Annotated in this window: 21 protein-coding genes; 5 read left to right on the top strand and 16 right to left on the bottom strand. The window is 66.9% G+C overall.

All coding sequences use genetic code 11. The features are described from left to right. Nucleotides 1-32: 32 nt before the first annotated feature. Nucleotides 33-1,574, top strand: coding sequence for a methyl-accepting chemotaxis protein (locus tag IB257_RS17680; protein WP_192492632.1), 1,542 nt, complete (start codon nt 33-35; stop codon nt 1,572-1,574). Here the strand turns inward: IB257_RS17680 and dapA are convergent. From dapA to kdpF, 9 genes are all read right to left on the bottom strand, one after another. Then, nucleotides 1,552-2,451, bottom strand: coding sequence for a 4-hydroxy-tetrahydrodipicolinate synthase (gene dapA, locus IB257_RS17675; protein WP_192492631.1), 900 nt, complete (start codon nt 2,449-2,451; stop codon nt 1,552-1,554). The genes IB257_RS17680 and dapA overlap by 23 nt on opposite strands. A 3-nt stretch (nt 2,452-2,454) precedes the next feature. Then, nucleotides 2,455-2,745: a hypothetical protein gene (locus tag IB257_RS17670; protein ID WP_054450069.1), complete on the bottom strand. Its 291-nt coding sequence runs from the start codon at nt 2,743-2,745 to the stop codon at nt 2,455-2,457. A gap of 177 nt (nt 2,746-2,922) precedes the next feature. After that, nucleotides 2,923-3,699 carry a TorF family putative porin gene (locus tag IB257_RS17665; protein WP_192492630.1) on the bottom strand — a complete coding sequence of 259 codons (777 nt, stop codon included), beginning with the start codon at nt 3,697-3,699 and terminating at the stop codon, nt 2,923-2,925. A 117-nt stretch (nt 3,700-3,816) separates the two neighbouring features. Beyond that, on the bottom strand, nt 3,817-4,509 hold the full coding sequence (gene kdpE, locus IB257_RS17660) for a two-component system response regulator KdpE (protein ID WP_175159450.1): 693 nt from the start codon (nt 4,507-4,509) through the stop codon (nt 3,817-3,819). Between the two features lie 12 nt (nt 4,510-4,521). Beyond that, on the bottom strand, nt 4,522-7,308 hold the full coding sequence (locus IB257_RS17655) for a sensor histidine kinase KdpD (RefSeq protein ID WP_192492629.1): 2,787 nt from the start codon (nt 7,306-7,308) through the stop codon (nt 4,522-4,524). Between the two features lie 51 nt (nt 7,309-7,359). Further along, a complete protein-coding gene (gene kdpC, locus IB257_RS17650) occupies nt 7,360-7,968 on the bottom strand; it encodes a potassium-transporting ATPase subunit KdpC (RefSeq protein ID WP_119450772.1) in 609 nt (202 codons plus the stop codon). Nucleotides 7,969-7,993: 25 nt separating this feature from the next. After that, nucleotides 7,994-10,153, bottom strand: coding sequence for a potassium-transporting ATPase subunit KdpB (kdpB, locus tag IB257_RS17645; protein ID WP_175159454.1), 2,160 nt, complete (start codon nt 10,151-10,153; stop codon nt 7,994-7,996). Nucleotides 10,154-10,161: 8 nt separating this feature from the next. Continuing rightward, on the bottom strand, nt 10,162-11,964 hold the full coding sequence (gene kdpA / locus IB257_RS17640; RefSeq protein WP_175159456.1) for a potassium-transporting ATPase subunit KdpA: 1,803 nt from the start codon (nt 11,962-11,964) through the stop codon (nt 10,162-10,164). Continuing rightward, on the bottom strand, nt 11,964-12,053 hold the full coding sequence (gene kdpF / locus IB257_RS17635) for a K(+)-transporting ATPase subunit F (protein WP_013391886.1): 90 nt from the start codon (nt 12,051-12,053) through the stop codon (nt 11,964-11,966). The genes kdpA and kdpF overlap by 1 nt, the downstream gene beginning before the upstream one ends. Nucleotides 12,054-12,649: 596 nt before the next feature. Here kdpF and IB257_RS17630 point away from each other — a divergent pair. Beyond that, the gene (locus IB257_RS17630; RefSeq protein WP_054450082.1) at nt 12,650-12,928 is read left to right on the top strand and encodes a DUF4212 domain-containing protein; all 279 of its coding nucleotides are present in this window, start codon (nt 12,650-12,652) and stop codon (nt 12,926-12,928) included. Then, entirely contained in the window at nt 12,928-15,018 is a 2,091-nt protein-coding gene (locus tag IB257_RS17625) for a sodium:solute symporter family protein (RefSeq protein WP_175159458.1), read from the top strand. Before IB257_RS17630 ends, IB257_RS17625 begins: the two co-directional genes overlap by 1 nt. Here the strand turns inward: IB257_RS17625 and IB257_RS17620 are convergent. From IB257_RS17620 to trxB, 5 genes are read right to left on the bottom strand one after another with little or no spacing between them, the layout of a single operon-like run. Continuing rightward, nucleotides 15,015-16,106 (bottom strand): hypothetical protein, encoded by a 1,092-nt coding sequence (locus IB257_RS17620; protein WP_225588999.1) that lies wholly within the window; start codon nt 16,104-16,106, stop codon nt 15,015-15,017. The genes IB257_RS17625 and IB257_RS17620 overlap by 4 nt on opposite strands. 37 nt (nt 16,107-16,143) lie before the next feature. Next, on the bottom strand, nt 16,144-16,791 hold the full coding sequence (locus IB257_RS17615; protein ID WP_054450088.1) for a hypothetical protein: 648 nt from the start codon (nt 16,789-16,791) through the stop codon (nt 16,144-16,146). Next, nucleotides 16,788-17,117 (bottom strand): multidrug efflux SMR transporter, encoded by a 330-nt coding sequence (locus IB257_RS17610; protein WP_054450090.1) that lies wholly within the window; start codon nt 17,115-17,117, stop codon nt 16,788-16,790. The genes IB257_RS17615 and IB257_RS17610 overlap by 4 nt, the downstream gene beginning before the upstream one ends. Further along, nucleotides 17,114-17,782 (bottom strand): Smr/MutS family protein, encoded by a 669-nt coding sequence (locus IB257_RS17605; RefSeq protein WP_054450092.1) that lies wholly within the window; start codon nt 17,780-17,782, stop codon nt 17,114-17,116. The genes IB257_RS17610 and IB257_RS17605 overlap by 4 nt, the downstream gene beginning before the upstream one ends. After that, nucleotides 17,769-18,728 carry a thioredoxin-disulfide reductase gene (gene trxB / locus IB257_RS17600; RefSeq protein ID WP_054450094.1) on the bottom strand — a complete coding sequence of 320 codons (960 nt, stop codon included), beginning with the start codon at nt 18,726-18,728 and terminating at the stop codon, nt 17,769-17,771. The genes IB257_RS17605 and trxB overlap by 14 nt, the downstream gene beginning before the upstream one ends. A gap of 42 nt (nt 18,729-18,770) precedes the next feature. Here trxB and IB257_RS17595 point away from each other — a divergent pair, with 42 nt between their 5' ends. Continuing rightward, nucleotides 18,771-21,155, top strand: coding sequence for a DNA translocase FtsK (locus tag IB257_RS17595; protein WP_192492627.1), 2,385 nt, complete (start codon nt 18,771-18,773; stop codon nt 21,153-21,155). Then, a complete protein-coding gene (lolA, locus tag IB257_RS17590) occupies nt 21,155-21,778 on the top strand; it encodes an outer membrane lipoprotein chaperone LolA (RefSeq protein WP_054450098.1) in 624 nt (207 codons plus the stop codon). Before IB257_RS17595 ends, lolA begins: the two co-directional genes overlap by 1 nt. A 43-nt stretch (nt 21,779-21,821) precedes the next feature. Here the strand turns inward: lolA and IB257_RS17585 are convergent, their stop codons facing one another. Together IB257_RS17585 and IB257_RS17580 are read right to left on the bottom strand one after the other, a co-directional pair. After that, the gene (locus IB257_RS17585; protein ID WP_118931699.1) at nt 21,822-22,235 is read right to left on the bottom strand and encodes a RidA family protein; all 414 of its coding nucleotides are present in this window, start codon (nt 22,233-22,235) and stop codon (nt 21,822-21,824) included. A 53-nt stretch (nt 22,236-22,288) separates the two neighbouring features. After that, nucleotides 22,289-23,743: an amidohydrolase family protein gene (locus IB257_RS17580; protein ID WP_054450102.1), complete on the bottom strand. Its 1,455-nt coding sequence runs from the start codon at nt 23,741-23,743 to the stop codon at nt 22,289-22,291. Nucleotides 23,744-23,755: the final 12 nt, after the last annotated feature.

The raw sequence follows: 23,755 nt of genomic DNA, 5'->3' as shown, positions 1-23,755 counted from the left end.
TCATTGGCTGGGTGAAGAAGGATGAGAGGACTATGAAGAATTCCAGTTTGCGCAGGGAACTGTTGTGGTTTGTGTTCGCGGTCGGCGCCGTCGTGCTGGCCCTGGGCGCCTGGGACGCCTGGGAGCGCCGCGCCGAGATGGTGGCCGAGCGCAGGAGCGAGCTGCGCCACGTCCTCGATCTGGCGTCCGGCATCGTGCGCAATGGCAAGCAAAGCGTGCGCGAGGGCATGCCCCTGGACGAGGCCAAGCGCAATGTGGCGCGCCGATTGGCGCAACTGCGTTATGGCGAGGACGGCTATGTGGGCGCCTTCGGCGACGGCTACGACCTGCTGGTGCATCCCGATCCCAAGCTGGTCGGCACCAACGTCCGGGCCGTCAAGGACAGCGCCGGGCAGCCGATCTTCGAAAACCTCTATGCCCAAGGCAAGGCGGGCGGCGGCTATACGCGCTACCAGTTCCCGCGGCCGGGAACGGATCAGGCGCTGCCCAAGATCAGCTATGCCACCTACGACGCCGACTGGGGCTGGCTGTTGTTCACGGGCCTGTACGTGGATGACGTCGATCAGGCGTTCTACGGCACTTTGTGGCGGCAAGGCGGTGTGACGCTGGGCCTTCTGGTGTTGCTATTGGCGGCGGCGCTGCGCTTTTTCCGCACGCATATCCTCGGTCCGCTGGACCAGGCGGTGGTGGTGTGCGAGCGCGTGGCCAATGGCGACTTGTCGGGCAGCGTGCCGCGCAATCAGCGCGGCGAGATCGGCCGCCTGTTCGACGCCCTGGCGCGGATGCAGCAACGCCTGGACGGGGCGGTGCGCAGCATTGTGCATTCCACGGCTTCCATTGCCGCGGCCTCGCGGCAGATCGCGGCGGGCAGCATGGACCTGTCGGACCGCACCGAGAAGCAGGCCGCCGCGCTGGAGCAGACCGCCGCTAGCGTGGAGCAGATCACCGCGACCGCGCAGCAGAGCGCGCAACATGTGCGTGAGGTCAGCGCGCTGGCCGGTCAGGCAGCGCAACTGGCCAGGCAGGGTAGCGATGAAACGCAGCACGCCATCGACGCCATGCGCGAGATTTCGCATAGCTCGCAGCGCATCGACGAGATCATCCGGCTGATAGACGAGATCGCGTTCCAGACCAACATCCTGGCGCTGAACGCCGCGGTGGAAGCGGCGCGGGCCGGAGAACAGGGCCGGGGCTTTGCCGTGGTGGCGGGCGAGGTGCGCGCGCTGGCTCAGCGCTCGGCCACCGCCGCCAAGGAGATCAAGACGCTGATCGAAGCGTCGGCGGATTCGGTGGCTCGTGGCAGCCAGCGCGTCGAGCAGGCCAGCGCGACGATGGGCAACGTGCTGGAGTCCGCCGCCACCAGCGCGCCGCTGATGGGGGAGATTGCCACGGCCTCGGCCGAGCAGAGCGTGGGCATCGAACAGATCAATCAGGCCGTGACGCATCTGGACGGCGTGACGCAGCAGAACGCCGCGCTGGTGGAAGAGTTCGCCGCGTCGGCTGGCGCGCTGCGCGATCAGGCGGCCGAGCTGGCGAATGCGGTGTCCGTCTTCAGGCTGTCTGCAGCCGCCTAGGCGAGCCCTGCACCACGTTCATGGCCCGCTGCAGGCGCTGCCCAAGCTCTCGGCTGGCGCTGGTCATGGGCATGCGAAGCTCATCGGTGATCAGGCCCTGCATCGAGAGGGCGCGCTTGATCGGAGCAGGATTGGGTTCGGTAAACAGCAGGCGGATCAGGCCGCGCAGGGGCTCGAAGAGTTCGCGCGCGGCGTCCGCGTGGCCGTCGCGGGCCAACTGCATGACCTCGACGTAGCGCTCGGGATAGACATGCGCGGCGGCCGGGATGGCGCCGAGGCCGCCGGCCAGGAAGTGGTCCAGCAGGGCCATATCCTCCCCGCATAGCGGCGTCAGCGTGCCGCGCCGGTTCAAGGCCGCCAGTACCGCAGGATTGCATTCCTTGACGGCGCTGAAGTTGGGCAGCGCGGCCAGCGCTTCCATGGTTTCGACCGTCATGGTGACGCCGGTGCGCTTGGGGATGTTGTACAGGATGATGGGCCGCTGCGTGGCCCAGGCAATCTGGCGGTAGTGCCACAGGATGCCGGCCTGCGAAGGGCCCAGGTAGTAAGGCGGTGGCACCAGGTAGCCGGCCGGCTGGTACTTGTCCAGGCGCCGGATGGCGGTTGCGACGCCGCGCGTGTCCACGCCGCCCGCGCCGAACACCAGCGGCAGCGCGTGCGGATCGCTCGATATGGCTTCTATCATGTCGACCTTTTCCGGCACGCTCAGCAGATTGCCCTCGCCGGTGGAGCCAAACAGCACCAGGCCGGAGATACCCGCGTTGCGGTAATAGCGGGCCAGCGCCTGCGCGGCGTCCAGGTCCACATAGCCGCCGCGCATCGGCGTGACCATGGGCAGCCAGATGCCTTCAAACGCGGTCTTGCGTGGCGTGTCCATGGCTTACTGCCCCGTCATCGCGTATGCGGGAAGCACCGGGCCGAACTCGGCGCGGGGCAGGCCCGACATCACCGCGTGCATCAGCGCATCCAGCTGCCCGCGTTCGCATTGCAGTTGCAGCACGCTTTGCGCATGGACGTGATCCACCGACAGCACGTAGACGCCGATGCGTTCGCCCAATGCGCGATGCAGCGCCAGCCGCACGTTCAGTGCGTCCAGCGTGTCTATCCTGATGGTCAGCGCGACTCGTTCGACGCGGGCGTGCGTACGCTGCGCGGGCAGGATGTCGGACATGGGGGCGAGGCAGGCTTGAAGTCGGGGGATCATGGCGGGCAGCGGGACCGGAGGCGCCGCTTGCGGCGTTCCGGGGATCCGGTTGGTTAATGACGGTTCCACTATAGGAAGCGCGCCGTAAATCCTGCCGATAAAAGCGGACGCAGCGCGTAAAAAACGCGTCAACGTCCGGGGCGCTCAGAACGTCTTGGTCAGCGACAGCAAGCCCGTTGCGCGGCCCATGTCGCGGCCGCGCGTATTGGTGTAGACGGCGCGGTCCGCGTTGGTGTCCAGATAGGCCAGCGAGACCGACAGGCCCCGGCCGAAGTCCTTCGTCAGCCCCAGCTTCCAGTCCGTGTAGTTGCCGTTGTCGACGTTGCGCACCAGTTGCCGGCCGACGTGCGCGTTGACGGTCAGGCCCCAGACGCCCGTATCGAAGTTGCCGGACAGGTCGAAGTACTGGCTGTGCTTGCTGTCGGCGAAGCCGAACAGGTTGGTCAGGGAGAGGGAGTACTTGAACATCAGAGGTCCATAGCCGATGCCGGCATACAGCTCGGTGGTGTCGGGACTGGTGTAGCCGGACGGATAGTCGCCAGGGTAGTAGTACTGCAGGACGCCCAGGTCGACGGGCACGTCCTGCGCGAGATTGCCCTTGTAGCCGCCGTAGAAGTCCATTTCCACGGGCGCGGACACGTCGCTGTTGCTGTCGTCGAGCCAGCTGATGCTGGAGTTCCAGTTGCCCAGGTAAAAGCCGCTGGAGTGGGCCAGGTCGAATCCGCCCTGGATGGCCGGCTTGTTATTGCTTTGCATCAGGCCGCGATAGCGGTATTGGCTGGCCAGGGTGACGTTGGCCGTCAACGTGAGGTCGGACGCGACAGGCGCCGCGTCGGCGGGCGCGTCGGCGGCCAGTGCGTTGCCGGCTTGCGAGGCGGCCAGGGTCAGCAGCGCGAGCGCGGCCAAGGTGTGGCGGGGCATGGAATTGCTCCTACTGTTGGATGGGACCGCAACAATAGGAGCAAGCGCGTAAAGGCCGAGACAAGACTTGCGGGTTGCGCGTAAACGCGGCGTCAATGCGCGTCCGGGGCGCGTGCCTCAGCCGGCGAAGCGGTAGCCCACGCCGATCTCGGTGAGCAGGTAAACGGGCTGGGCGGGATCCGCTTCCAGCTTCTGGCGCAGATGGCCCATGTAGATGCGCAGGTAGTGGTTGCTTTCCACGTGCGACGGACCCCACACCTCGCGCAGCAGTTCGCGGTGCGTCATGACCTTGCCGCGATGCGCCAGCAGCGCCGCCAGCAGGCGGTATTCCATCGCAGTCAGGTGCACGTGCTGGCCGCTGCGCTCCACCACGCGTTTGGCGAAGTCCACGCGCACGTCGCCGAAGCTGATCTCGGAAGCATTGCCCGCGCCGCCTCTTGCGTGCCGCCGCAGCAGCACGCGCAGGCGCGCCAGCAGTTCGCTGACGCCGAACGGCTTGGTGAGGTAGTCATCGGCCCCGGCGTCCAGCGCGGCGACCTTGTCGGCCTCGGCGCTGCGGGCGGACAGCACCAGTACCGGCACCTCGGTCCAGCCGCGCAGTTCTCGGATCAGGACCATGCCGTCTTCGTCGGGCAGGCCCAGGTCCAGCACCACCGCGTCGGGCTGCCGGGTGCCGGCTTCGATCAGGCCGCGCTTGACGGTTTCGGCTTCGTGGACGACGCAGCCCTCGCTTTCCAGGGCCTGGCGCACGAAGCGCCGGATGTTGGCGTCGTCTTCAATGATCAGGACGGTAGGCTGGTAATCGAACATGCGTTGCGGCGTTCAAGGGGTTTCGGATTGGATCGGAGGCGGCGCGCCCAGGGGCAGCGTAAAGACGAACTGGGCGCCGGATTCCTGGCCCGGCGCGTGTTCGACCCAGATTTTCCCATGGTGGGCGGCGATGATGGCCTCGCACACGGCCAGGCCCAGGCCGACGCCCGGGGTGGCGGACTCGCGGTCGCCGCGCGTGAATTTTTCGAAGATGCGGCGCTCAGCGCCCGGCGGCACGCCCGGGCCGTTGTCGCTGACCGCCACGCGCAGTTCGCCCTCGTGTACGTCCGCATGCAGACGCAGGGCGCTGCCGGCAGGCGTGTACTTGGCCGCGTTCTCCAGCAGATTGCAGAGCACGCGTTCGATCAGTACGCCGTCGCATTCCACCAGCGGCAGATGCGACAGGCTGTCCACGGTGACGCGGTGTGCGGCCAGCGGTTCGCGCATGGCGGCAAGCGAAGCGCCGACCAGTTCTTCGATGGATTGCCATTCCAGGCGCAGCGGCGTGTCGCGGTTCTGCAGCCGCGCCATGTCCAGCAGATTGACCACCAGCGCGTGCATGCGCTGGGCCTGGTCGCGCATGGCGCGGACGGTGTCGTGGATGTCGGGCGGCAGCGTCGCCTGCTGGCGCATCAGCGTGTCCGTCATGCCGACCAGGCTGGTCAGCGGGGTGCGCAGATCGTGCGACACGGCCGCCAGCAGCGAGTTGCGCAGCTTTTCGGATTCCATGCTGACCAGCGCCTGCTGCGCCACTTCCACGTAGTGCAGGCGTTCCAGCGCGATGGCGATCAGGGTGGCGTAGGCCTCGATCTGGCGGCGCGAGTCGGGATTCAGGAACAGGCTGCGGCGCGGAGCGGCCAGCGCCAGCACGCCGCGGGTGCGCATCGGCGCCTTCAGCGGCAGGTACAGCAGTTCGCTGTTGGACAGGGTGGAGGTGCCTGCGCCGGCCGGCTGTCCGTGGTCGTAGACCCATTGGGCCAGCGCGGATTCCAGCGGCGGCATGTCGTTCGCGGCGGGAGACGCCAGCTTCAGGCGGTCGTCCATGCCCAGGATGTATAGCGCGCAGCGCGAACCGAAGGTGGCATGCACGAAGGCGCCCGCCAGGGTGACGATCTGCTCGGGCAGCAGCGCGGACGACAATTCGCGCGCGAATTCGTAGAGGCTGCGCGCATCGGCTTCGCGCTTGACCGAAGCCTGCGCCTGCAAGCGCAGGCCGGCCGTCAACTGGCCGATCAGCAGGCCCACCGACAGCAGCACGCCGAAGGTCAGCAGATACTGCACGTCCGATACGGCGAAGGACGCCAGCGGTTGCACGAAGAAGAAATCGAACAGCCCTACGCTGATGACCGAGGCCAGCGCCGCCGGTCCGCGCCCGTGGCGCAGCGCAACGGCCACCACCGCCAGCAGGAACAGCATGACGATGTTGGTCTGGTGCAGCGCCGGGAAGGCCAGCATGGACAGCGCGGTGGCCGCGGCGCAATAGCACAGCGCCCAGGCGTAGCCCGCCAGCGGCCGCGGATTGCGCTCGTCGGCGGCCTGGCGCGTACGTTGTCCCAGCGTGAGCGGATCGCGCCCCGGCGCGGATGCGGCCGGCAGCGGCGGCGCGCCCAGGCGGATGATGTCGATTTCGGGGCAGCCCGCGGCCAGCATGTCGGCAAAGCTGTGGCGGCGCCACAGCCAGCCCGGCGAGATGGCCGCGGTCAGCAGCGCGGACAGCGACAGGCGCAGGCGCTGCAGGCCGCTGGCGCGGGTGCGGCCGATGATGGCCTTGGTGATGTTGTGGCGGCGCACATAGCGCACCACGGCGTCGACCATGTCGCCGCCGGCCAGGACTTCGCTGCGCGCGCCCAATGCATCCGCCAGGGCCAGGCTGCGCTGGATGCGCTCCTGTTCGGCCTGGGGCGGCGGGGCCGCGCGCGGTGTGTCGATGGTGACCACGTGCAGATCGCATTCCAGCTGCTGGCTCAGGCGGTGTGCGCTGCGGATGACGTACTCGGCGTCCACGTCCGGACCGATACACGCGACCACGGCTTCGCGCGTACGCCACACGGGTTCGATGGCGCGGTCGCGGCGGTAGGCCTGGACGTCGTCGTCGACGTGGTCGGCGGTGCGGCGCAGCGCCAGCTCGCGCAGCGCTATCAGGTTGCCCTTGCGAAAGAAATTGCGGGTGGCGTGGCGGGCCTGTTCCGGCAGATAGACCTTGCCTTCCTTCAGTCGGCGCAGCAGCTCGTCGGCCGACAGGTCCACCAGAATGACTTCGTCGGCCGCATCGAAGACCTCGTCCGGCACGGTTTCCCAGACGCGCACGCCGGTGATGCTGCCCACGGCTTCGTTCAGGCTGTCCAGGTGCTGCACGTTCAGCGTGGTCCAGACGTCGATGCCCGCCGTCAGGAGTTCCTGGATGTCCTGCCAGCGCTTGGCATGGCGCGAGCCTGGCGCGTTCGAATGCGCCAGCTCGTCCACCAGCACCAGGTCGGGATGGCGGGCCAGTGCGCCGTCCAAATCAAATTCCTTCAGCACGTGGCCGCGGTACGGCACGTCCTTGAGCGGCAGGACAGGCAGGCCTTCCAGCAGCGTGGCGGTTTCGCGCCGGCCGTGGGTCTCGACGATGCCGGCCAGCACGTTGGCGCCCTGGGCGGCCTGCGCGCGCGCCGCCTCCAGCATGGCGTAGGTCTTGCCCACGCCTGCCGACGACCCGAAGTAGACGCGCAGCTTGCCGCGCACCGCCTGGCGCGCGGCGTCGTCCAGGGTCTTCAAGAGCGCGTCGGGGTCGGGACGCTCGCCAGCGATATCAGCCATGAACGCGCAGTAGGTGTGAGGGAACGGCTGGCAATACTATACGCCGCGGCATCAGCGGGCTGGACGCAATTGGTCCAGCGCCAGGTTCAGCGTCAGCACGTTGACCGCGGGGTCGCCCAGCACGCCCAGCCAGGGCTTCTCGGTATGGGCCTGGATCAGCGCGTCGACCTGCGCGCGCGGCAGGTCGCGGGCGCGCGCCACGCGCGCCGCCTGGTAGGCAGCGGCGGCCGGGCTGATGTGCGGATCCAGGCCGCTGCCTGATGCGGTGACCAGGTCCACCGGCACCGGGACCGGGTTGTCCGGATCGGCCGCCTTCAGGGCAGCGATGCGCGCCTGGATGGCATCGGCCAGCGCCGGATTGCGCGGCCCCAGGTTCGAACCGCCGGAGCCGGCGCCGTTGTACGGCATGGGCGCGGTGGCCGACGGGCGGCCCCAGAAGTAGGCAGGCGAACTGAACGACTGGCCGATCAGTTCGGACCCGACGACGCGGTCGCCTTGCTTGATCAGCGAGCCGGCCGCTTCGTGTGGGAAGACGGCGGCGGCGATGCCCGTGGTCAGGAAGGGATAGGCCAGGCCGGTCACCAGCGACAGCGCGGCGAAGACGACCAGCGCGGGACGCAGGATGCCGCCTTGGCGCGGCAGTGTGGCGGAATTTTTCATGATGGGTTCCTTGCGGTTTCGGGGCTCAGGCCCAGCCCAGGGCGGCCAGGACCATGTCGACCAGCTTGATGCCGGCAAACGGCACCAGCAGACCGCCCAGGCCATAGATGAGCAGATTGCGGCGCAACAGCACGGCCGCGCCCAGCGCGCGATAGCGCACGCCCTTGAGCGCCAACGGGATCAGCACCACGATGATCAGCGCGTTGAAGATCACGGCAGACAGAATGGCCGAGGCCGGTGTGGCCAGGCCCATGATGTTCAGCACGTTCAACTGCGGATAGACGGTGGCGAAGGCGGCCGGAATGATGGCGAAGTACTTGGCCACGTCGTTGGCCACGCTGAAGGTAGTGAGCGCGCCGCGGGTCATCAGCATCTGCTTGCCGATCTCGACGATCTCGATCAGCTTGGTGGGGTTGGAATCCAGGTCCACCATATTGCCGGCCTCCTTGGCGGCCTGGGTGCCCGAATTCATCGCCACCGCCACGTCGGCCTGCGCCAGCGCAGGCGCATCGTTGGTGCCGTCGCCCGTCATCGCTACCAGCCGGCCCTCCGCCTGGTAGGCGCGGATCAGCTTGAGCTTGGCCTCGGGCGTGGCTTCCGCGAGGAAGTCGTCCACGCCCGCCTCGGCGGCGATGGATGCGGCCGTAAGCTTGTTGTCGCCCGTGATCATCACGGTCTTGATGCCCATGCGACGCAGCTCCGCGAACCGCGATTGGATGTCCGGCTTGACGATGTCCTTCAGCTCGACCACGCCCAGCGCCCGATTGCCGTCGCTGACCATCAGCGGCGTGCTGCCGCGGCGGGCCACGTCCTCAGCCAGGCGCAGGGCCTGTTCCGGCACGGTCGAGTCCTGCTCGGCCAGCCAGGCCTGCACGGCGTCGACCGCGCCCTTGCGGATCATGCGGCCATTCAGGTTCACGCCGCTCATGCGCGATTGCGCGGTGAAGGGCACGAATTCGGCATGCGCCATGGGCGCGGCCGGGGCGTGGATGGACTTGTCGGCCAGCGCCACGATGCTGCGGCCTTCCGGCGTTTCATCGGCCAGCGAGGCCAGGCGCGCGGCCTCGGCCAGTTCGCGCGCGGACACGCCGGGGGCAGGCAGAAAGGTCGAGGCCTGGCGGTTGCCGAAGGTGATGGTGCCGGTCTTGTCCAGCAGCAGCACGTCCACGTCGCCAGCGGCTTCGACGGCGCGGCCGGACGTAGCGATGACGTTCGCGCCCATCATTCGGCTCATGCCGGCCACGCCGATGGCCGACAGCAGGCCGCCGATGGTGGTGGGGATCAGGCAGACCAGCAGCGCGACCAGCACCGTGACCGTCACCACAGAACCGCCGCCAGCGGCGTTGACCGCGTAGATCGAAAACGGCATCAGGGTCACGACCACCAGCAGGAACACCACGGTCAGGCCCACCAGCAGGATGGTGAGGGCGAGCTCGTTGGGCGTCTTCTGGCGCTTGGCGCCTTCGACCATGGTGATCATGCGGTCCAGGAAGCTCTCGCCGGGGTCGGCGGCGATGCGCACGAAGATCCAGTCAGACAGCACCCGGGTGCCGCCGGTGACCGACGAGAAGTCGCCGCCGGACTCGCGGATCACGGGCGCGGATTCGCCGGTGATGGCGCTTTCGTCCACTGACGCCACGCCGGCGATGACCTGGCCGTCGCCAGGGATGATGTCGCCCGCTTCGACCAGCACTACGTCGCCCCGGCGCAGCAGGCCCGAAGGCTGGCTGACTGCCTGGTTGCGCCAGGCGCCGGGCGCAGCCAGGCTGGCGTCGGCATCGCGAAAGCCCTTCAGCAGACGGGCGTCGATGGTGGTGCGCAGGCCGCGCAGGGTGGCCGCCTGCTGCTTGCCGCGGCCTTCGGCCAGGGCTTCGGCGAAGTTCGCGAACAGCACGGTGAACCATAGCCACACGGCGATCGCCAGGATGAACCCGGCGGGCGCTTCGGCCCGGCCGCGCAGGGCCATGACCCACAGCACCGTGGTCAGGATGCTGCCGACGTAGACCACGAACATCACGGGGTTCTTCAACTGCGCGGCGGGCGATAGCTTGCGCAGGCTGTCCAGCACCGCCGGACCGATCAGGGCGCGCGACCACATGCCGAACTGGCGTTCACGCGCAACGCCAGTCGCGGTGCGGGCGGCGCCGCCGCCGGCGCCGGTAGTAGAAGTTTCAATCTTGGCCATTTCCATTCCTAGCCTTTAATTTGCAGGTGTTCCGCCACCGGGCCCAAGGCCAGTGCGGGCACGTACGTCAAAGCGCCTACCAGCAGCACCGCGCCGATCAACAGCACCACGAACAGCGGGCCGGTGGTGGGCATGCTGCCGGGACCGGCGGGCAGCCGGCGCTTGGCGGCCAGCGAGCCGGCCATCGCCAGGATGGCGACGATGATGGCGAAGCGGCCGAACCACATGGCGACGCCCAGCAGCACGTTGTAGAAGGGCGTGTTGGCCGACAATCCGGCGAAGGCGCTGCCGTTGTTGTTGGCGGCCGACGTCAGGCCATAGAGGATTTCGGAGAAACCGTGGATGCCCGGATTCAGCACGCCAGCCTGGCCGGCCGGCACCGAGACCGCCAGCGCCGTGCCGACCAGCACCAGCAGCGGGGTAGCCAGGATGACGATGGAGACCATCTTCATGTCATAGGCTTCGATCTTCTTGCCCAGGTATTCCGGGGTGCGGCCTATCATCAGTCCGGCGATGAAGACGCCCAGGATGGCGAAGGCCAGCATGCCGTACAGGCCCGAACCCACGCCGCCGAAGACCACCTCGCCCAATTGCATCAACAGCATCGGCGTCAGGCCACCCATGGCGTTGAGCGAATCGTGCATGCCGTTGACTGCGCCGCAGGACGCCGCCGTGGTGACGGTGGCGAACAGCGAGGTGGCGGCGATGCCGAAGCGGGTTTCCTTGCCTTCCATGTTGCCGCCCGGCGAGAACGCGCTGAGCGCGCTGTCGGCGCCGGCCTGGGCCGCCATCGGATTGGGCTGCTGCTCGAAGTAGGCGGCGGATAGCGCAAACACCGCGAACAGCACGGTCATGGCCGCCAGGATCGCGATGCCCTGGCGCCGGCTGCCCACCATTTCGCCGAATGAGAAGCACAGCGCGGCGGGAATGGCCAGGATGGCCAGCATCTCCAGAAAGTTCGCAAGCGGCGTGGGGTTCTCAAAGGGATGCGCGGAGTTGGCGTTGAAGAAGCCGCCGCCGTTGGTCCCCAGCAGCTTGATCGATTCCTGCGAAGCGACCGGACCCATGGCCAGGGTCTGGGTCTTGCTGACGGCGGGATCGGTCACGGCCTGTCCCTGGGCGTCCAGCACGGGCTGGCCTTGGGCGTCCACGCGGGGCTGCTCGTAATGCACCGCCTCGATCGTCTGGACTTCCTGATAGGGGCTGAAATTCTGGATCACCCCCTGGCTGACCAGCGCCAGCGCCAGGACCAGGGACAGCGGCAGCAGCACGTACAGCGTGCTACGCACCATGTCGGTCCAGAAGTTGCCCACCGTGGCCGAGCAATGGCGCGACAGGCCGCGGATTAGCGCGAACAGCACGGCGATGCCGGTGGCGGCCGAGACGAAATTCTGCACCGTCAGCGCCAGCATCTGCGTCAGGTAGCTCATCGTCGATTCGCCGCCATAGCCCTGCCAGTTGGTATTGGCCACGAAGCTGATGGCGGTGTTCAGGGCCGAGTCCGGTGACACCGCGCCCATGCCGGCGGGATTGAGCGGCAGCATGCCCTGCAGGCGCTGCAAGGCGTAGACGGCCGCGATGCCGATGATATTGAAGGCCAGCACCGCCACGGCGTAGCGCTTCCAGCCCATTTCGGCCTGCGGGTCTATGCCCGCCAGCCGGTAGATGCCGCGCTCGATGGGACGGCCCCAGGCGGTCAGCCGGGATTGCCCGTTTTCCATGGCGATGCGGATATAACGCCCGAGCAGGGGCGCGATCGCAAGCAGGACTGCCAGGTACGCGACCAGCAATCCGACGAATTCGGCGGTCATCAGAATTTCTCCGGTTTGAACAGCGCGACCAGCAGGTACACGAACAACAAGGCGGCCGTCAGGCCGCTCAGCCAATAGAGCCAGTTCATGGCTGCTCTCCCGCAGACAAGGTTTCGCAGAACCGCAACAGGGCGAAAGTCAGCCCGGCCATGACGGCAAAGATGGCGATATAGAAGGCATCCACGTTTTTCCTCCCGGGAGCGGCGCTCCCTTCGAACGACGGGCCTGCTCGGCGAATAGGGATGCGCGCCGGGCAGGCGTAGTGACCAATCAGGACACCGGCAGGTTACGGAGCGGGGGGTAAAAACGGGGTATACGTTTGGGAGGGGGGTGTAAATGAAACGTAAAATCCCAATATTCAGTACGGGAACACCGAATTGCACCAAGTTGGTGCATGGAATATGTAAATGAATGCTCCTTCTTAGGGCATTCCCCTAGTGTGACAATCCCGCATCTGGTGCAGAATCTCTTCCCATGCAGGTGAGGAGACAAAGCCCTGCATGGGCAAATACCGGCGGCACCGGTACATAAAAAAAGTAAAGCAGTACCCAAAAAAAGCAAAACGCACAACGGCTGGCACCAGGTAGTGCCGGCCGTTGTCGCATAAAAAGCCGGCATTTCAAGCGCAAAGGCTTTTCAAGCGCCGCGTTTCGCGATAATCAGACAGGGTTCGCTCATCCCAGCTATGTCGGAATCGCGCCTTTCATCCTCGGCACCCGCCACGACTCCCTATTGGCGCCGCAACTTGTGGCTGATCCTGGTGTTGCTCGTCGCCTGGGCCGCGCTGACCTTCATTCCCGCTTTTTTTGCCCGCAGCCTGAACTTCGATTTCATCGGCTGGCCGTTCGCGTTCTGGATGGCGGCCTATGGCGCGCCGCTGGCCTACCTGGTCATCATCGGCATCTACGCCCGGATCATGAATCGCGCCGATGAGCGCTCCGACGACACGGGAGGGCACCGCTGATGCCGTTTTTCAGCGGAGACACGCCCCAGCAATTCAGAGTCCGGCTGCGCCGCATCTACGTGCTGTACACGGCGGGCTTCGCGTTGATGATCCTGTTGATGGCGCTGGCCGAGATCCTGGGCATGCCGCGCAACTGGATCGGCTATGTATTCCTGCTGGTCACGGTCAGCCTGTACGCCGGTATCGGCATCGTCTGCCGGACCTCGGATCAGGTCGAGTACTACGTGGCCGGCCGGCGGGTGCCGGCGATCTACAACGGCATGGCCACCGCCGCCGACTGGATGTCGGTGGCTTCCTTCATCGGGGTGGCCGGTACGCTCTACCTGACGGGCTACGGTGGGCTGGCCTACATCATGGGCTGGACCGGCGGCTACGTACTGGTGGCGATGCTGCTGGCGCCTTATCTGCGCCGCTTCGGCCAATACACCATCCCCGACTTCATGGGTGCGCGCTATGGCGGCAACATGCCGCGCCTGGCGGGCGTGGCCTGCGCCATACTCTGTTCCTTCACCTACCTGGTGGCGCAGATCTACGGCGTGGGCATCATCACCACGCGCATGACCGGCATTTCCTTCGAGCTCGGCATCTTCGTGGCGCTGGGCGGCATGCTGGTCTGTTCGTTCCTGGGCGGCATGCGCGCGGTCACCTGGACGCAGGTGGGGCAGTACATCATCCTGGTCATTGCCTATCTGGTGCCGGTGGTCTGGCTGTCCATCAAGCACACCAACATGCCCGTGCCGCAGTTGTCGGCCGGGGTGGTGCTGCAGCAGGTCACCGAAAAAGAAATCTACCTGCAGAACGACCCGTCCGAAATCGAGGTGCGCAGGCTTTGGCAGGAGCGCGCCGACGAAATGGGCCGCCGGATGGCGGCATTGCCAGAATCCTGGACACTGGAAAAGGACAAGCTGCGCAGCCGGCTGGCGCAGTTGACGGCGAACGATGCGCCCATGGTCGAGATCCGCTCGGCCGAACGCGAGCTGGCCGGCTATCCCCCCAGCGTGGAGGAGGCGCGTGTCGCATGGGCGCAGGCCAAGGCCGCCTTCGAGGCGCGGGCGGCGCCCGCCACACCGCATGCGGAACCGTTCCCGTCCAAGGATCCGGAAGAGCAGCGCAATATGCGCGTCAACTTCCTGGCGCTGGTGCTATGCCTGATGCTGGGCACCGCCGGCATGCCGCACATCCTGATGCGTTCATACACCACGCCTTCAGTCATCGAGGCGCGCAAATCGGTGTGCTGGTCGCTACTGTTCATCCTGCTGCTGTATTTCATGGCGCCGGCGCTGGCGCTGCTTGTGAAGTACGAGGTCTATACACAGGTGGTGGGGTCCAGCTTTCTCAGCCTGCCCAACTGGGTGCATGCCTGGAGCGCCGTCGACAGCAATCTGCTGGACGTGACCGACGTCAACCGCGACGGCATCGTGCAGTTGAGCGAAATCAGCATGGGTGCCGACGTGGTGGTGCTGGCCATGCCGGAAATCGGCGGGCTGCCCTACGTCATATCGGCCCTGGTGGCGGCGGGCGGGCTGGCTGCGGCGCTGTCCACCGCCGATGGCCTGTTGCTGACCCTGTCCAACTCCCTGTCGCACGACATGTGGTACCGCATGGTGTCGCCGCGCATGTCGGCGGCGCGCCGCGTGATGGTGTCCAAGATCCTGTTGCTGCTGGTGGCGTTCGGTGCGGCCTGGGTGGCGGCGCGCAAGCCGGCGGACATCCTGTTCATGGTGTCGGCCGCGTTTTCCTTCGCGGCTTCGTCGTTTTTCCCGGCGCTGGTCATGGGCGTGTTCTGGCGCCGGGCCAACAAATGGGGGGCGACGCTGGGCATGGCGGCGGGGCTTGCGGCGACGTTCGCCTACATGACGCACACGCATCCGTGGCTGCGCGAATGGGTGCTGGGCATTTCACGCACCCAGCCCGTGGACCTGTGGTGGGGCATCCAGCCGATCGCGGCGGGCGTGTTCGGCGCGCCGGTGGCATTCCTGACGATCATTGTGGTGTCCCTGCTGACGCCGCCTCCCGACCGGGCCACGCTGGCGCTGGTGGACTACCTGCGGCATCCGGGCGCACCCAAGCCGCAGGGCGAACGCGCCTAAGGCGCTGCGCAGGCGTCGGCCTTCCGGTTTTCCGGATCGACGCAGGAAGCCCATGCCGCCGCGGGCATCGTTTGCAGCAGGGTATAGGTCTGGCCGGGCGCCCATAGCCATTGCACGCCGCCAGGCGTCTGGCCGGCGGCCTCCCAGACCCGTTTGCGTTGCGCGCTGGTCATGGGGAACTGTCCATCGTCGCCGCTTTTGCCTTTTGCCAGCACCTGGGCGGGGTCCCGCTTGGCGTCATAGATGCTGACCATGCCTGCGGCGGTCTGCTTGGGTTGCACGATGGTCCAGTCGTAGTTGTACGAATCCAGCGCTGGCGCTTTCCAGGCCGGACCGGGCAACACTAGTACGGCATAGTGGCCCGGACTTTCGCGGTAGGGCAGTCCCAGAACGGCGGGCTCGTCCGCCCACGCCGTCCGCTGGCGCAAGTAGCGCTGCGCCCTGCGGCCCCGAGCGTCATACGTCACGACTTCGAACGCGTCTTCGGATCTGTCTTGATAGGAAATCGTGCGCAACAGCCGGCCCGCCGCGTCATGCACGTAGCGGGCCATGGGCCGGGAGCGCGCCGAGCAATCGTTGGCGCCCAGCTCGGCCAGCCAGCCGTGGGCGTCGTAGCGCAGGCAGTAGCGCGCCGGCCGGTTGCGGCGGCCGTCCCATGCGCGCGAGCGCTCCTCGTAGCCAGTCAGCCGACCGGCGGCGTCATAGTAGAAGCGCGTTTCAGCGTCTGGCGGGGGCAGCTCGGCCTTGCCCGATGCGCGGGTTTCGTGGACTGCGTTGGCACTGTAACGGGCGATGCCGCACAAATGCTGGCGGCCGTCGGGGGCGCTTTCCCAGCGCAGCATCGTGACGCCGATGCGGGCGTGCGGCGCGGCGGCGTAGACGGACCAGTCCACCTGTTCGGCCCAGATGGCGGGGGAGGCGCGTCCGTCCGTGTCTATGGCGACGCCAGGCAGCCATGACCGGATGCGCGAGCCGTCCAGCGCCAGCAAGGTATTCGTGTCGTCCAGGGAAATGTCCATCACCCTGGTGTGGCGCTGCGCGGACGCCGCCAGTGGCTCGCAGAGCGCGCTGGCCAGCCCCGGCGCCATGGAAAGTGCCGTCAGCGCAAGCAGACGCAGAGAGCAATCAAAGCGCGGCATTGTGCAGGTAGGCGATCAGCCCCCAGAGTTCGCTGCTGACGCCGCCCAGGCGCAAGGCGTTGTCGCGGGTGTCCATCAGCAGGAAGGGGTAGGCGTTGCGTTCCAGCTTGCCCGGAGGAGGTAGTCGGTAAGGCGTGAAGTGCTCGCCCGACAGCAGGTAGGTATTGGTCATGTCGCCGACATCCACATGCAGGTACCAGACGGTCAGCTCCGCGACGTTCAGGGCAGCATCCGCTTCCGGATACAGGCCGCCCTGGCCGGCGGGGATGGCACTGTCCAGCACGGCCATGAGCACGGCGCGCGGGCCAGGCTTCGGAAAGTTTGCGCCTTCACCGCCGCGCTGCGTGAACGCCTGGCGGATGAATCCCGCGCCGCGTGAGCCGGGCACCACCGTGCGGGCGAACATCGCCTCCAACTGGGCTTGCGACAAGGGGCCGGGCGTAGCGGACAACTGGTCCAGGTCCTGCTTGAAAGCGCTCAGCCAGGTTCGGTAGCGCACGAGCTCAGCCGCGCGGTTGAACTCCTGGGCCCAGGCATTGCCGGCCGGCAGCAAGCCCAGACAGCCCAGGCACAGCCAGGCCGCCAGCCAGCGGCGGATCCGGGAACTCGCCGTGGACCCGTCGCGGGGCTTCAATGCGAAACGGATTTCGAGAACACGTTCATCACCACCACGCCGGCGATGATGAGGCCGATGCCGATGAGCGCGGGCGTGTCCAGGTGCTGCTTGAACAGCACCGCGCCCACGATGGATATCAGCACGATACCCACGCCGGACCAGATGGCGTAGGCGATGCCCACTGGGATCTCGCGCAGGGTCAGCGACAGGAAGTAGAACGAGATCAGATAGCCGAACACCGTCACGATGGACGGCGCCAGGCGGGTGAAGCCTTCGGACCCCTTGAGCGCGCTGGTCGCGAAGATCTCGGCGATGATCGCTATGCCCAGATAGAGCCACTTCATTTGCGCGTTCCTTCGGCTTGTCGCAGCAGCACCAGCAGGGCGCCCGCGCCGCCTTCGCGCTCGGGCGCCTCGGAAAACGCCAGCACCTCGTTTTTCTGCACCAGCCAGGTGCGGGCCTTGTCCTTGAGCACCGGTTCCAGCCCCTGTGAGCCATAGCCCTTGCCGTGCACGATGCGCACGCAACGGATGCCGTGCTCCTGGCATTCGTCCAGGAACGACAGCAGGGCGTGGCGGGCCTGTTCCACCCGCAGACCATGCAGGTCCAGTTCGGCGCCTGCGCGCCATTGGCCGCGGCGCAGGTTGCGCGCGGTGTCGGGCGCGGCGTCGCTGCGTACGAAGGCGGTGCCGCCTTCGGACAGCAGATGCGTGATTTCGCCGCCGTCTGAGACGCCGGCGTCGGCGCGCGTGGGCGTTTCGCCCAGCGCGTTGGCGCGGCGCAGCGCGGGCGCAGGCTGTGCCACGGGCTTGTGCTCCACCCGGGCGGCCTGCTTGATGGGCGTGACCGACTGCATCGTGCGCTTGAACGCCGCCATGTCGTCCACGGGGGCGGTGTCGGCTTTTTTCAGCACCGCCACCCGCTGGGCCAGGGCGGCGCGTTCGCGCTCGGCCTGCAGGTCTTTCTTCAGGCGTTTCAGGTCGGCCAGGCCGACCTTACTGCCCCGCATTCTCCAGCCACCGTTGTGCGTCCAGCGCGGCCATGCAGCCGGTGCCGGCGCTGGTAATGGCCTGGCGGTAGACGTGGTCCTGCACGTCGCCGGCCGCGAACACGCCCGGGACCGAGGTCATCGTGGCCATGCCGGACAGGCCGCTCTTGGTGACGATGTAGCCGTCCTTCATTTCCAGTTGGCCCTGAAAGATTTCGGTGTTGGGCTGGTGGCCGATGGCGATGAAGGCGCCGGTGGCCGCCATGTCTTCGGTGACGCCGGTGTCGACGTGGCGCACGCGCACGCCGGTGACGCCGCTGTCGTCGCCCAGCACTTCTTCCAGGGTATGGAACAGCTTGAGTTCCATGTTGCCGTTCTCGACCTTGCTCATGAGCTTGTCGACCAGGATGGGCTCGGCGCGGAACTTGTCGCGACGATGGATCAGGGTGACCTTGCGGCAGATGTTCGACAGGTACAGCGCTTCTTCCACGGCGGTATTGCCGCCGCCGACGACGACGACGTCCTGGTTGCGGTAGAAGAAGCCGTCGCAGGTGGCGCAGCCGGACACGCCGCGGCCCATGAAGGCCTCTTCAGACGGCAGGCCGAGGTACTTGGCCGAGGCGCCGGTGGCGATGATGAGGGCGTCGCAGGTGTAGATCTTGCCGGTGTCGCCCGTGAGGGTGAACGGGCGCTTGGACACATCGACCTTGGCAATGTGGTCGAAGATCATTTCGGTGTTGAAACGTTCGGCGTGCTTCTGGAAGCGCTGCATCAGGTCCGGACCCTGCACGCCATCGGCGTCGGCCGGCCAATTGTCGACGTCCGTGGTGGTCATGAGCTGGCCGCCTTGGGCCAGACCTGTAACAAGAACAGGGCTCAGATTGGCGCGTGCCGCATAGACGGCCGCCGTGTAACCGGCAGGGCCGGAACCGAGTATCAAAACTTTAGCGTGCGTAGGCGTGGACATGGGCGGGTATCTTTAGGTTAACGCCCAATTATAATGAGCCGCATGCCGCGTATCTCGACTGCTTCTCCGCGCGCCTCGCGCAATACCCGTAACGGGCCTTCCCCCCTGCAGACGCGCTTGTCCGCCCTGCTGCGCGAAGCCCGCTGGATCCTCTTCGCCGCCCTGGCGGCCTGGCTGACGCTGGTGCTGGCCACCTGGAATGCGGCCGACCCTGGCTGGTCGCATTCCGTCCCCGCCGGCGCCATCCACAACAAGGGCGGGACCCTGGGCGCCTATCTGGCGGACATCCTGCTCTATCTGTTCGGCTTTTCCGCCTGGTGGTGGGTAATTTTGCTGCTGCACCGGGTGCGCGCGGGCTACCGCCGCCTGGCCAGCCATCTTCGCGTTACCAATAGTAAGCAGCCGGAAGTGTTGCCCCGCGTCCACTGGGAAGAGGGCATCGGTTTCTTTCTGCTGCTGGTGGGGTCGCTGGGCATGGAAGCCCTGCGCCTGGCCAGCCGCGGCACGCATCTGCCCGGCGCCTCCGAGAACACCAGCGGCGCCGGCGGCGTGATCGGCCAGACGCTGGCCGACCTGATCGGCCGCAGCATCGGTTTCACTGGCAGCACGCTGGCCTTTCTGGTCATGCTGGCCATCGGCCTGAGCCTGTTCTTCTCGTTTTCCTGGCTGTCCATCGCCGAACGCGTGGGCTCGTGGCTGGAGGGCCTGGTGCGTCGCGTGCGCGACTCCTACGCCGCCCGCGAAGACCGCAAGGTCGGCGAGGTCGCCAAGGCCGTGCGCACCGAACAGGTCGTGGCCAAGCAGGAAAAGCTGGTCCACGAGCAGCCGGTGCGGATCGAACCCGCCATTACCGTGGTGCCCAAGTCCGAACGCGTTGAAAAGGAAAAGCAGCAATCGCTGTTCTTCGCGCCCTCGGGCGGCGCGGAAGGCGATCTGCCCGCGATCAGCCTGCTGGATCCACCCCTGGCCAACCAGGAAACGGTGTCGGCCGAAACCATTGAATTCACTTCGCGCCTGATCGAAAAGAAGCTGGCCGACTTTGGCGTGTCGGTCACCGTGGTGGCGGCGCAGGCCGGCCCGGTCATCACGCGCTACGAAATCGAGCCCGCCACGGGCGTGAAGGGCAGCCAGATCGTCAACCTGGCCAAGGACCTGGCGCGCGCGCTCAGCCTGGTCAGCATCCGGGTGGTGGAAACCATTCCGGGCAAGAACCTGATGGGCCTGGAACTGCCCAACCCGCGCCGCCAGATGGTGCGCCTGTCCGAGATCCTGGGTTCGCAGACCTACCACGCCAGCCATTCCGTCGTGACGATGGCGCTGGGCAAGGACATCGCCGGCAATCCGGTGGTGGCCGACCTGGCCAAGATGCCCCACCTGCTGGTGGCGGGCACGACCGGTTCGGGCAAGTCCGTGGGGATCAACGCCATGATCCTGTCGCTGCTGTACAAGGCGGACGCGTCCCACACCCGGCTGATCCTGATCGATCCGAAGATGCTCGAAATGAGCGTCTACGAAGGCATTCCGCATCTGCTGGCGCCGGTGGTCACCGACATGCGCCAGGCCTCCAACGCGCTGAACTGGTGCGTGGGCGAAATGGAAAAGCGCTACCGCCTGATGAGCAAGATGGGCGTGCGCAACCTGGCGGGCTACAACACCAAGATCCGCGACGCCATCAAGCGCGAGGAACCCATTCCGAATCCGTTCTCGCTGACGCCGGACGCGCCGGAGCCGCTGTCGCCGCTGCCCACCATCGTGGTGGTCATCGACGAACTCGCCGACCTGATGATGGTGGTGGGCAAGAAGATCGAAGAGCTGATCGCCCGCCTGGCGCAGAAGGCGCGCGCCGCCGGCATCCACCTCATCCTGGCCACGCAGCGTCCCAGCGTCGACGTCATCACCGGCCTGATCAAGGCCAACATCCCGACGCGCATCGCGTTCCAGGTGTCGTCCAAGATCGACTCGCGCACCATTCTGGATCAGATGGGCGCCGAAACCCTGCTGGGCCAGGGCGACATGCTTTACATGCCGCCGGGCACCGGCCTGCCGGTACGCGTGCACGGCGCGTTCTGCAGCGATGACGAAGTGCACCGCGTGGTGGAAAGCCTCAAGGCGCAGGGCGAACCCAACTACATCGAAGGCCTGCTGGAAGGCGGCCTGGAAGGTGACGGCGGCGAAGGCGCCAGCAGCGTCACCGGCATCGGCGGCGACGCCGAATCCGACCCGATGTACGACCAGGCTTGCGAAGTGGTGCTCAAGCACCGCCGCGCGTCCATTTCGCTGGTGCAGCGCCACCTGCGCATTGGTTACAACCGTGCGGCCCGGTTACTGGAGCAGATGGAGCAATCGGGTATGGTGTCGGCGATGCAGTCCAATGGCAACCGCGAGATCCTGGTTCCCGCAGCCGCCGCCGCCCGAGAGGAAGCTTGATGAAGATGTTCCGCCGACTGGCCGCCGTGGCGGCCCTGAGCCTGGCGCCCGCCATGGTGTTTGCCGCCAGCGCGCAGGAGCAGCTGCGCGCTTTCGTGGCCACGGTGACCTCGGCCACCGGCTCGTTCTCGCAGTACACGGTGAACAATCAGGGCCGCACGCAGCCCGCCCAGACCGGTGTGTTCTCGTTCCAGCGTCCCGGCAAGTTTAAGTGGGCGGTGCAGAAGCCCTATGAGCAACTGGTGATCTCGGATGGCCGCCAGGTATTCCAGTTCGATCCGGACCTGGCCCAGGTCACCGAACGCAAGGTCGATGCCGCCATCGGCACCTCGCCCGCCGCCATCCTGTTCGGCTCGGGGTCGCTGGAGCAGTCGTTCGACGTTTCGGCCCTGCCGTCCAAGGATGGGATCGATTGGCTGCGGGCCAAGCCGCGCACCGCCGATGCGGGCTTTTCGCGCGTGGACATCGGCATGAAGGACAACCTGCCGGTGCGCGTGGAGCTGCTGGATTCATTTGGCCAGACCACCCGCGTGGATCTGTCCGGCATCGCAGCCAACCCACAGCTGCCGGCCAAGGAATTCCAGTTTGTCGCGCCCAAGGGTGTTGATGTCGTGAAGATGTGAAAAAAGCCTGGCAACGCCAGGCTTTTTCTTGTGTGGTGTCCGCTTAGGGACGCTTATACGCGATGCAGTCGACCTCGACCTTGGCGTCGACCACCAGCGACGACTGCACGCAGGCCCGCGCCGGCGGGTTCTCGCCGAAGTATTCCTTGAACACCTTGTTGAACGACGCGAAGTCGCGCGCGTCGTCCAACCACACGCCGCAGCGCACGACGTGTTCGGGACCGTAGCCGGCTTCCTTCAGGATGGCCAGCACCTGCTGGATGGCCTTGTGCGATTGGGTCACGATGCCGCCTTCGACGACTTCGCCGTTGTCCATCGGCACCTGGCCGGACACGTGCAGCCAGCCGTCGGCCGCGACCGCGCGGGCAAATGGCATGTGCGAGCCACCCTGGCCCGTGCCGCCGGCGACGCCGTAGCGGGTGATGCCGTTGCTGTCGGCGGTGGGAGCATTGCTCATGGTTCTCTCCTTGAAATGAATGGCCGGTTTTGCGCCGGGATTTCGCCCGTTGCTTACTGGAAGTTCTTGCGCAGGTCGCCGCTGCGCGGCAGCCAGCGGCCGGCGCGGTCGCCGGTGGCCTCGCCCTGGCGATAGGACAGGGCGCCATTGACCCACACCGCCTCGATGCCAGCGGCAGTCTGCACCGGCGCGGCGAAGGTGGCGCGGTCGATGACCGTGGCCGGATCGAACAGCACCAGGTCCGCGTGGTAGCCCTCGCGCACCAATCCGCGCTCGGCCAGGCCGAAGCGGGCGGCGGACAGGCCCGTCATCTTGTGCACGGCCTCCGTCAGCGGGAACAGCCCCACGTCGCGGCTGTAGTGGCCGAGCACGCGCGGGAATGCGCCCCAGAGCCGGGGGTGAGGCATGGGATCGTTGGGCAGGCCGTCGGAGCCCACCATGGTGAGCCGGTGCGAAAGCACGCGGCGCACGTCGTCTTCATGCATGTTGTGGTACACGGCGCCGGCCGGCTGCAGGCGCGCGGCCGTTTCGAGCAGGCTCAGGCCCCAGTCGGAGGCAATGTCGGCCAGCTTGCGGCGGGCCTGCTCCGGATGCGGCACGGACCAGGTGATGTCGATGTCGAACTCGTCCGTGACCTGCTTCAGGTCCAGGGTCGAGGAGCTGGCGGAGTAGGGGTAGCAGTCGCAGCCCACGTGTTGCAGGCGGCCGGCGGTCTCGAGCGCGGACAGCACTTCTTTCGTGCGGCCCCAGTTGCCGGCGCCGGCGCATTTCAGGTGCGACACCACCACCGGCACGCGGGCATGCTGGCCGATGTCGAAGGCTTCCTGCATGGCCTCCAGGATGGCGGCGAACTCCGAGCGCAGGTGGGTGGTGTAGAGCGCGCCGAATTCATCCAGCGCCTCGGCAAGCAGCTTGACCTCTTCGGTGTCCGCGTCGAACGCGGAGGCATAGGCCAGGCCGGTGCTCAGGCCGATGGCGCCATGGGCCAGCGCGTCGCGCAGCTGCTCGCGCATGGCCAGCACTTCCTCGCGAGTGGCGGCGCGGTCGAGCCGGTCCATGTGGTTGCTGCGCAGGGCAGTGTGGCCGACCAGTGCGGCCACGTTCACGGCGGGGCGCGCGGCCTCGATGGCGCGGGTGTAGTCCGCGAAGGTGGGGTAGCTGAAGTCCGCGCGGGCGCCCAGCAGGTTCATCGGGTCCGGCGGTTCGCCGCGCAGGGCCACGGGCGACGCGCTGATGCCGCAATTGCCCACCACCACGGTGGTCACGCCCTGGGACAGCTTGGGCAGCATGTCCGGCGTGCGGATGACGTTGGTGTCGTCATGCGTGTGCACGTCGATGAAACCCGGGGCCAGCGCCAGGCGGGTGCCATCGATGATCTGGCGCGCCGCCGCGCCGGGCAGGTCGCCGATGGCCGCGATGCGGCCGTCGGCCAGCGCCACGCTGGCGCGGTAGGCGGGTTCGCCGGTGCCGTCCAGGACCAGCACATTGCCTATGAGGGTGTCGTACATCTTGTGTTCCAG

The organism is Achromobacter sp. ACM03, from assembly GCF_014851665.1.
GTDB classification, from domain to species: Bacteria; Pseudomonadota; Gammaproteobacteria; order Burkholderiales; family Burkholderiaceae_B; genus Achromobacter; species Achromobacter aegrifaciens.
Note: the sequence above shows the minus strand (reverse complement) of the source record. Positions and strands in the feature narration are given on the sequence as shown.

Excerpts from the sequence above, each read along its gene's own strand:
- IB257_RS17680 (WP_192492632.1), top strand. The coding sequence starts at position 33 with ATGAAGAATTCCAGTTTGCGCAGGGAACTGTTGTGGTTTGTGTTCGCG.
- dapA (WP_192492631.1), bottom strand. The coding sequence starts at position 2,451 with ATGGACACGCCACGCAAGACCGCGTTTGAAGGCATCTGGCTGCCCATG.
- IB257_RS17670 (WP_054450069.1), bottom strand. The coding sequence starts at position 2,745 with ATGTCCGACATCCTGCCCGCGCAGCGTACGCACGCCCGCGTCGAACGA.
- IB257_RS17665 (WP_192492630.1), bottom strand. The coding sequence starts at position 3,699 with ATGCCCCGCCACACCTTGGCCGCGCTCGCGCTGCTGACCCTGGCCGCC.
- kdpE (WP_175159450.1), bottom strand. The coding sequence starts at position 4,509 with ATGTTCGATTACCAGCCTACCGTCCTGATCATTGAAGACGACGCCAAC.
- IB257_RS17655 (WP_192492629.1), bottom strand. The coding sequence starts at position 7,308 with ATGGCTGATATCGCTGGCGAGCGTCCCGACCCCGACGCGCTCTTGAAG.
- kdpC (WP_119450772.1), bottom strand. The coding sequence starts at position 7,968 with ATGAAAAATTCCGCCACACTGCCGCGCCAAGGCGGCATCCTGCGTCCC.
- kdpB (WP_175159454.1), bottom strand. The coding sequence starts at position 10,153 with ATGGCCAAGATTGAAACTTCTACTACCGGCGCCGGCGGCGGCGCCGCC.
- kdpA (WP_175159456.1), bottom strand. The coding sequence starts at position 11,964 with ATGACCGCCGAATTCGTCGGATTGCTGGTCGCGTACCTGGCAGTCCTG.
- kdpF (WP_013391886.1), bottom strand. The coding sequence starts at position 12,053 with ATGAACTGGCTCTATTGGCTGAGCGGCCTGACGGCCGCCTTGTTGTTC.
- IB257_RS17630 (WP_054450082.1), top strand. The coding sequence starts at position 12,650 with ATGTCGGAATCGCGCCTTTCATCCTCGGCACCCGCCACGACTCCCTAT.
- IB257_RS17625 (WP_175159458.1), top strand. The coding sequence starts at position 12,928 with ATGCCGTTTTTCAGCGGAGACACGCCCCAGCAATTCAGAGTCCGGCTG.
- IB257_RS17620 (WP_225588999.1), bottom strand. The coding sequence starts at position 16,106 with ATGGCGCCGGGGCTGGCCAGCGCGCTCTGCGAGCCACTGGCGGCGTCC.
- IB257_RS17610 (WP_054450090.1), bottom strand. The coding sequence starts at position 17,117 with ATGAAGTGGCTCTATCTGGGCATAGCGATCATCGCCGAGATCTTCGCG.
- IB257_RS17605 (WP_054450092.1), bottom strand. The coding sequence starts at position 17,782 with ATGCGGGGCAGTAAGGTCGGCCTGGCCGACCTGAAACGCCTGAAGAAA.
- trxB (WP_054450094.1), bottom strand. The coding sequence starts at position 18,728 with ATGTCCACGCCTACGCACGCTAAAGTTTTGATACTCGGTTCCGGCCCT.
- IB257_RS17595 (WP_192492627.1), top strand. The coding sequence starts at position 18,771 with ATGCCGCGTATCTCGACTGCTTCTCCGCGCGCCTCGCGCAATACCCGT.
- lolA (WP_054450098.1), top strand. The coding sequence starts at position 21,155 with ATGAAGATGTTCCGCCGACTGGCCGCCGTGGCGGCCCTGAGCCTGGCG.
- IB257_RS17585 (WP_118931699.1), bottom strand. The coding sequence starts at position 22,235 with ATGAGCAATGCTCCCACCGCCGACAGCAACGGCATCACCCGCTACGGC.
- IB257_RS17580 (WP_054450102.1), bottom strand. The coding sequence starts at position 23,743 with ATGTACGACACCCTCATAGGCAATGTGCTGGTCCTGGACGGCACCGGC.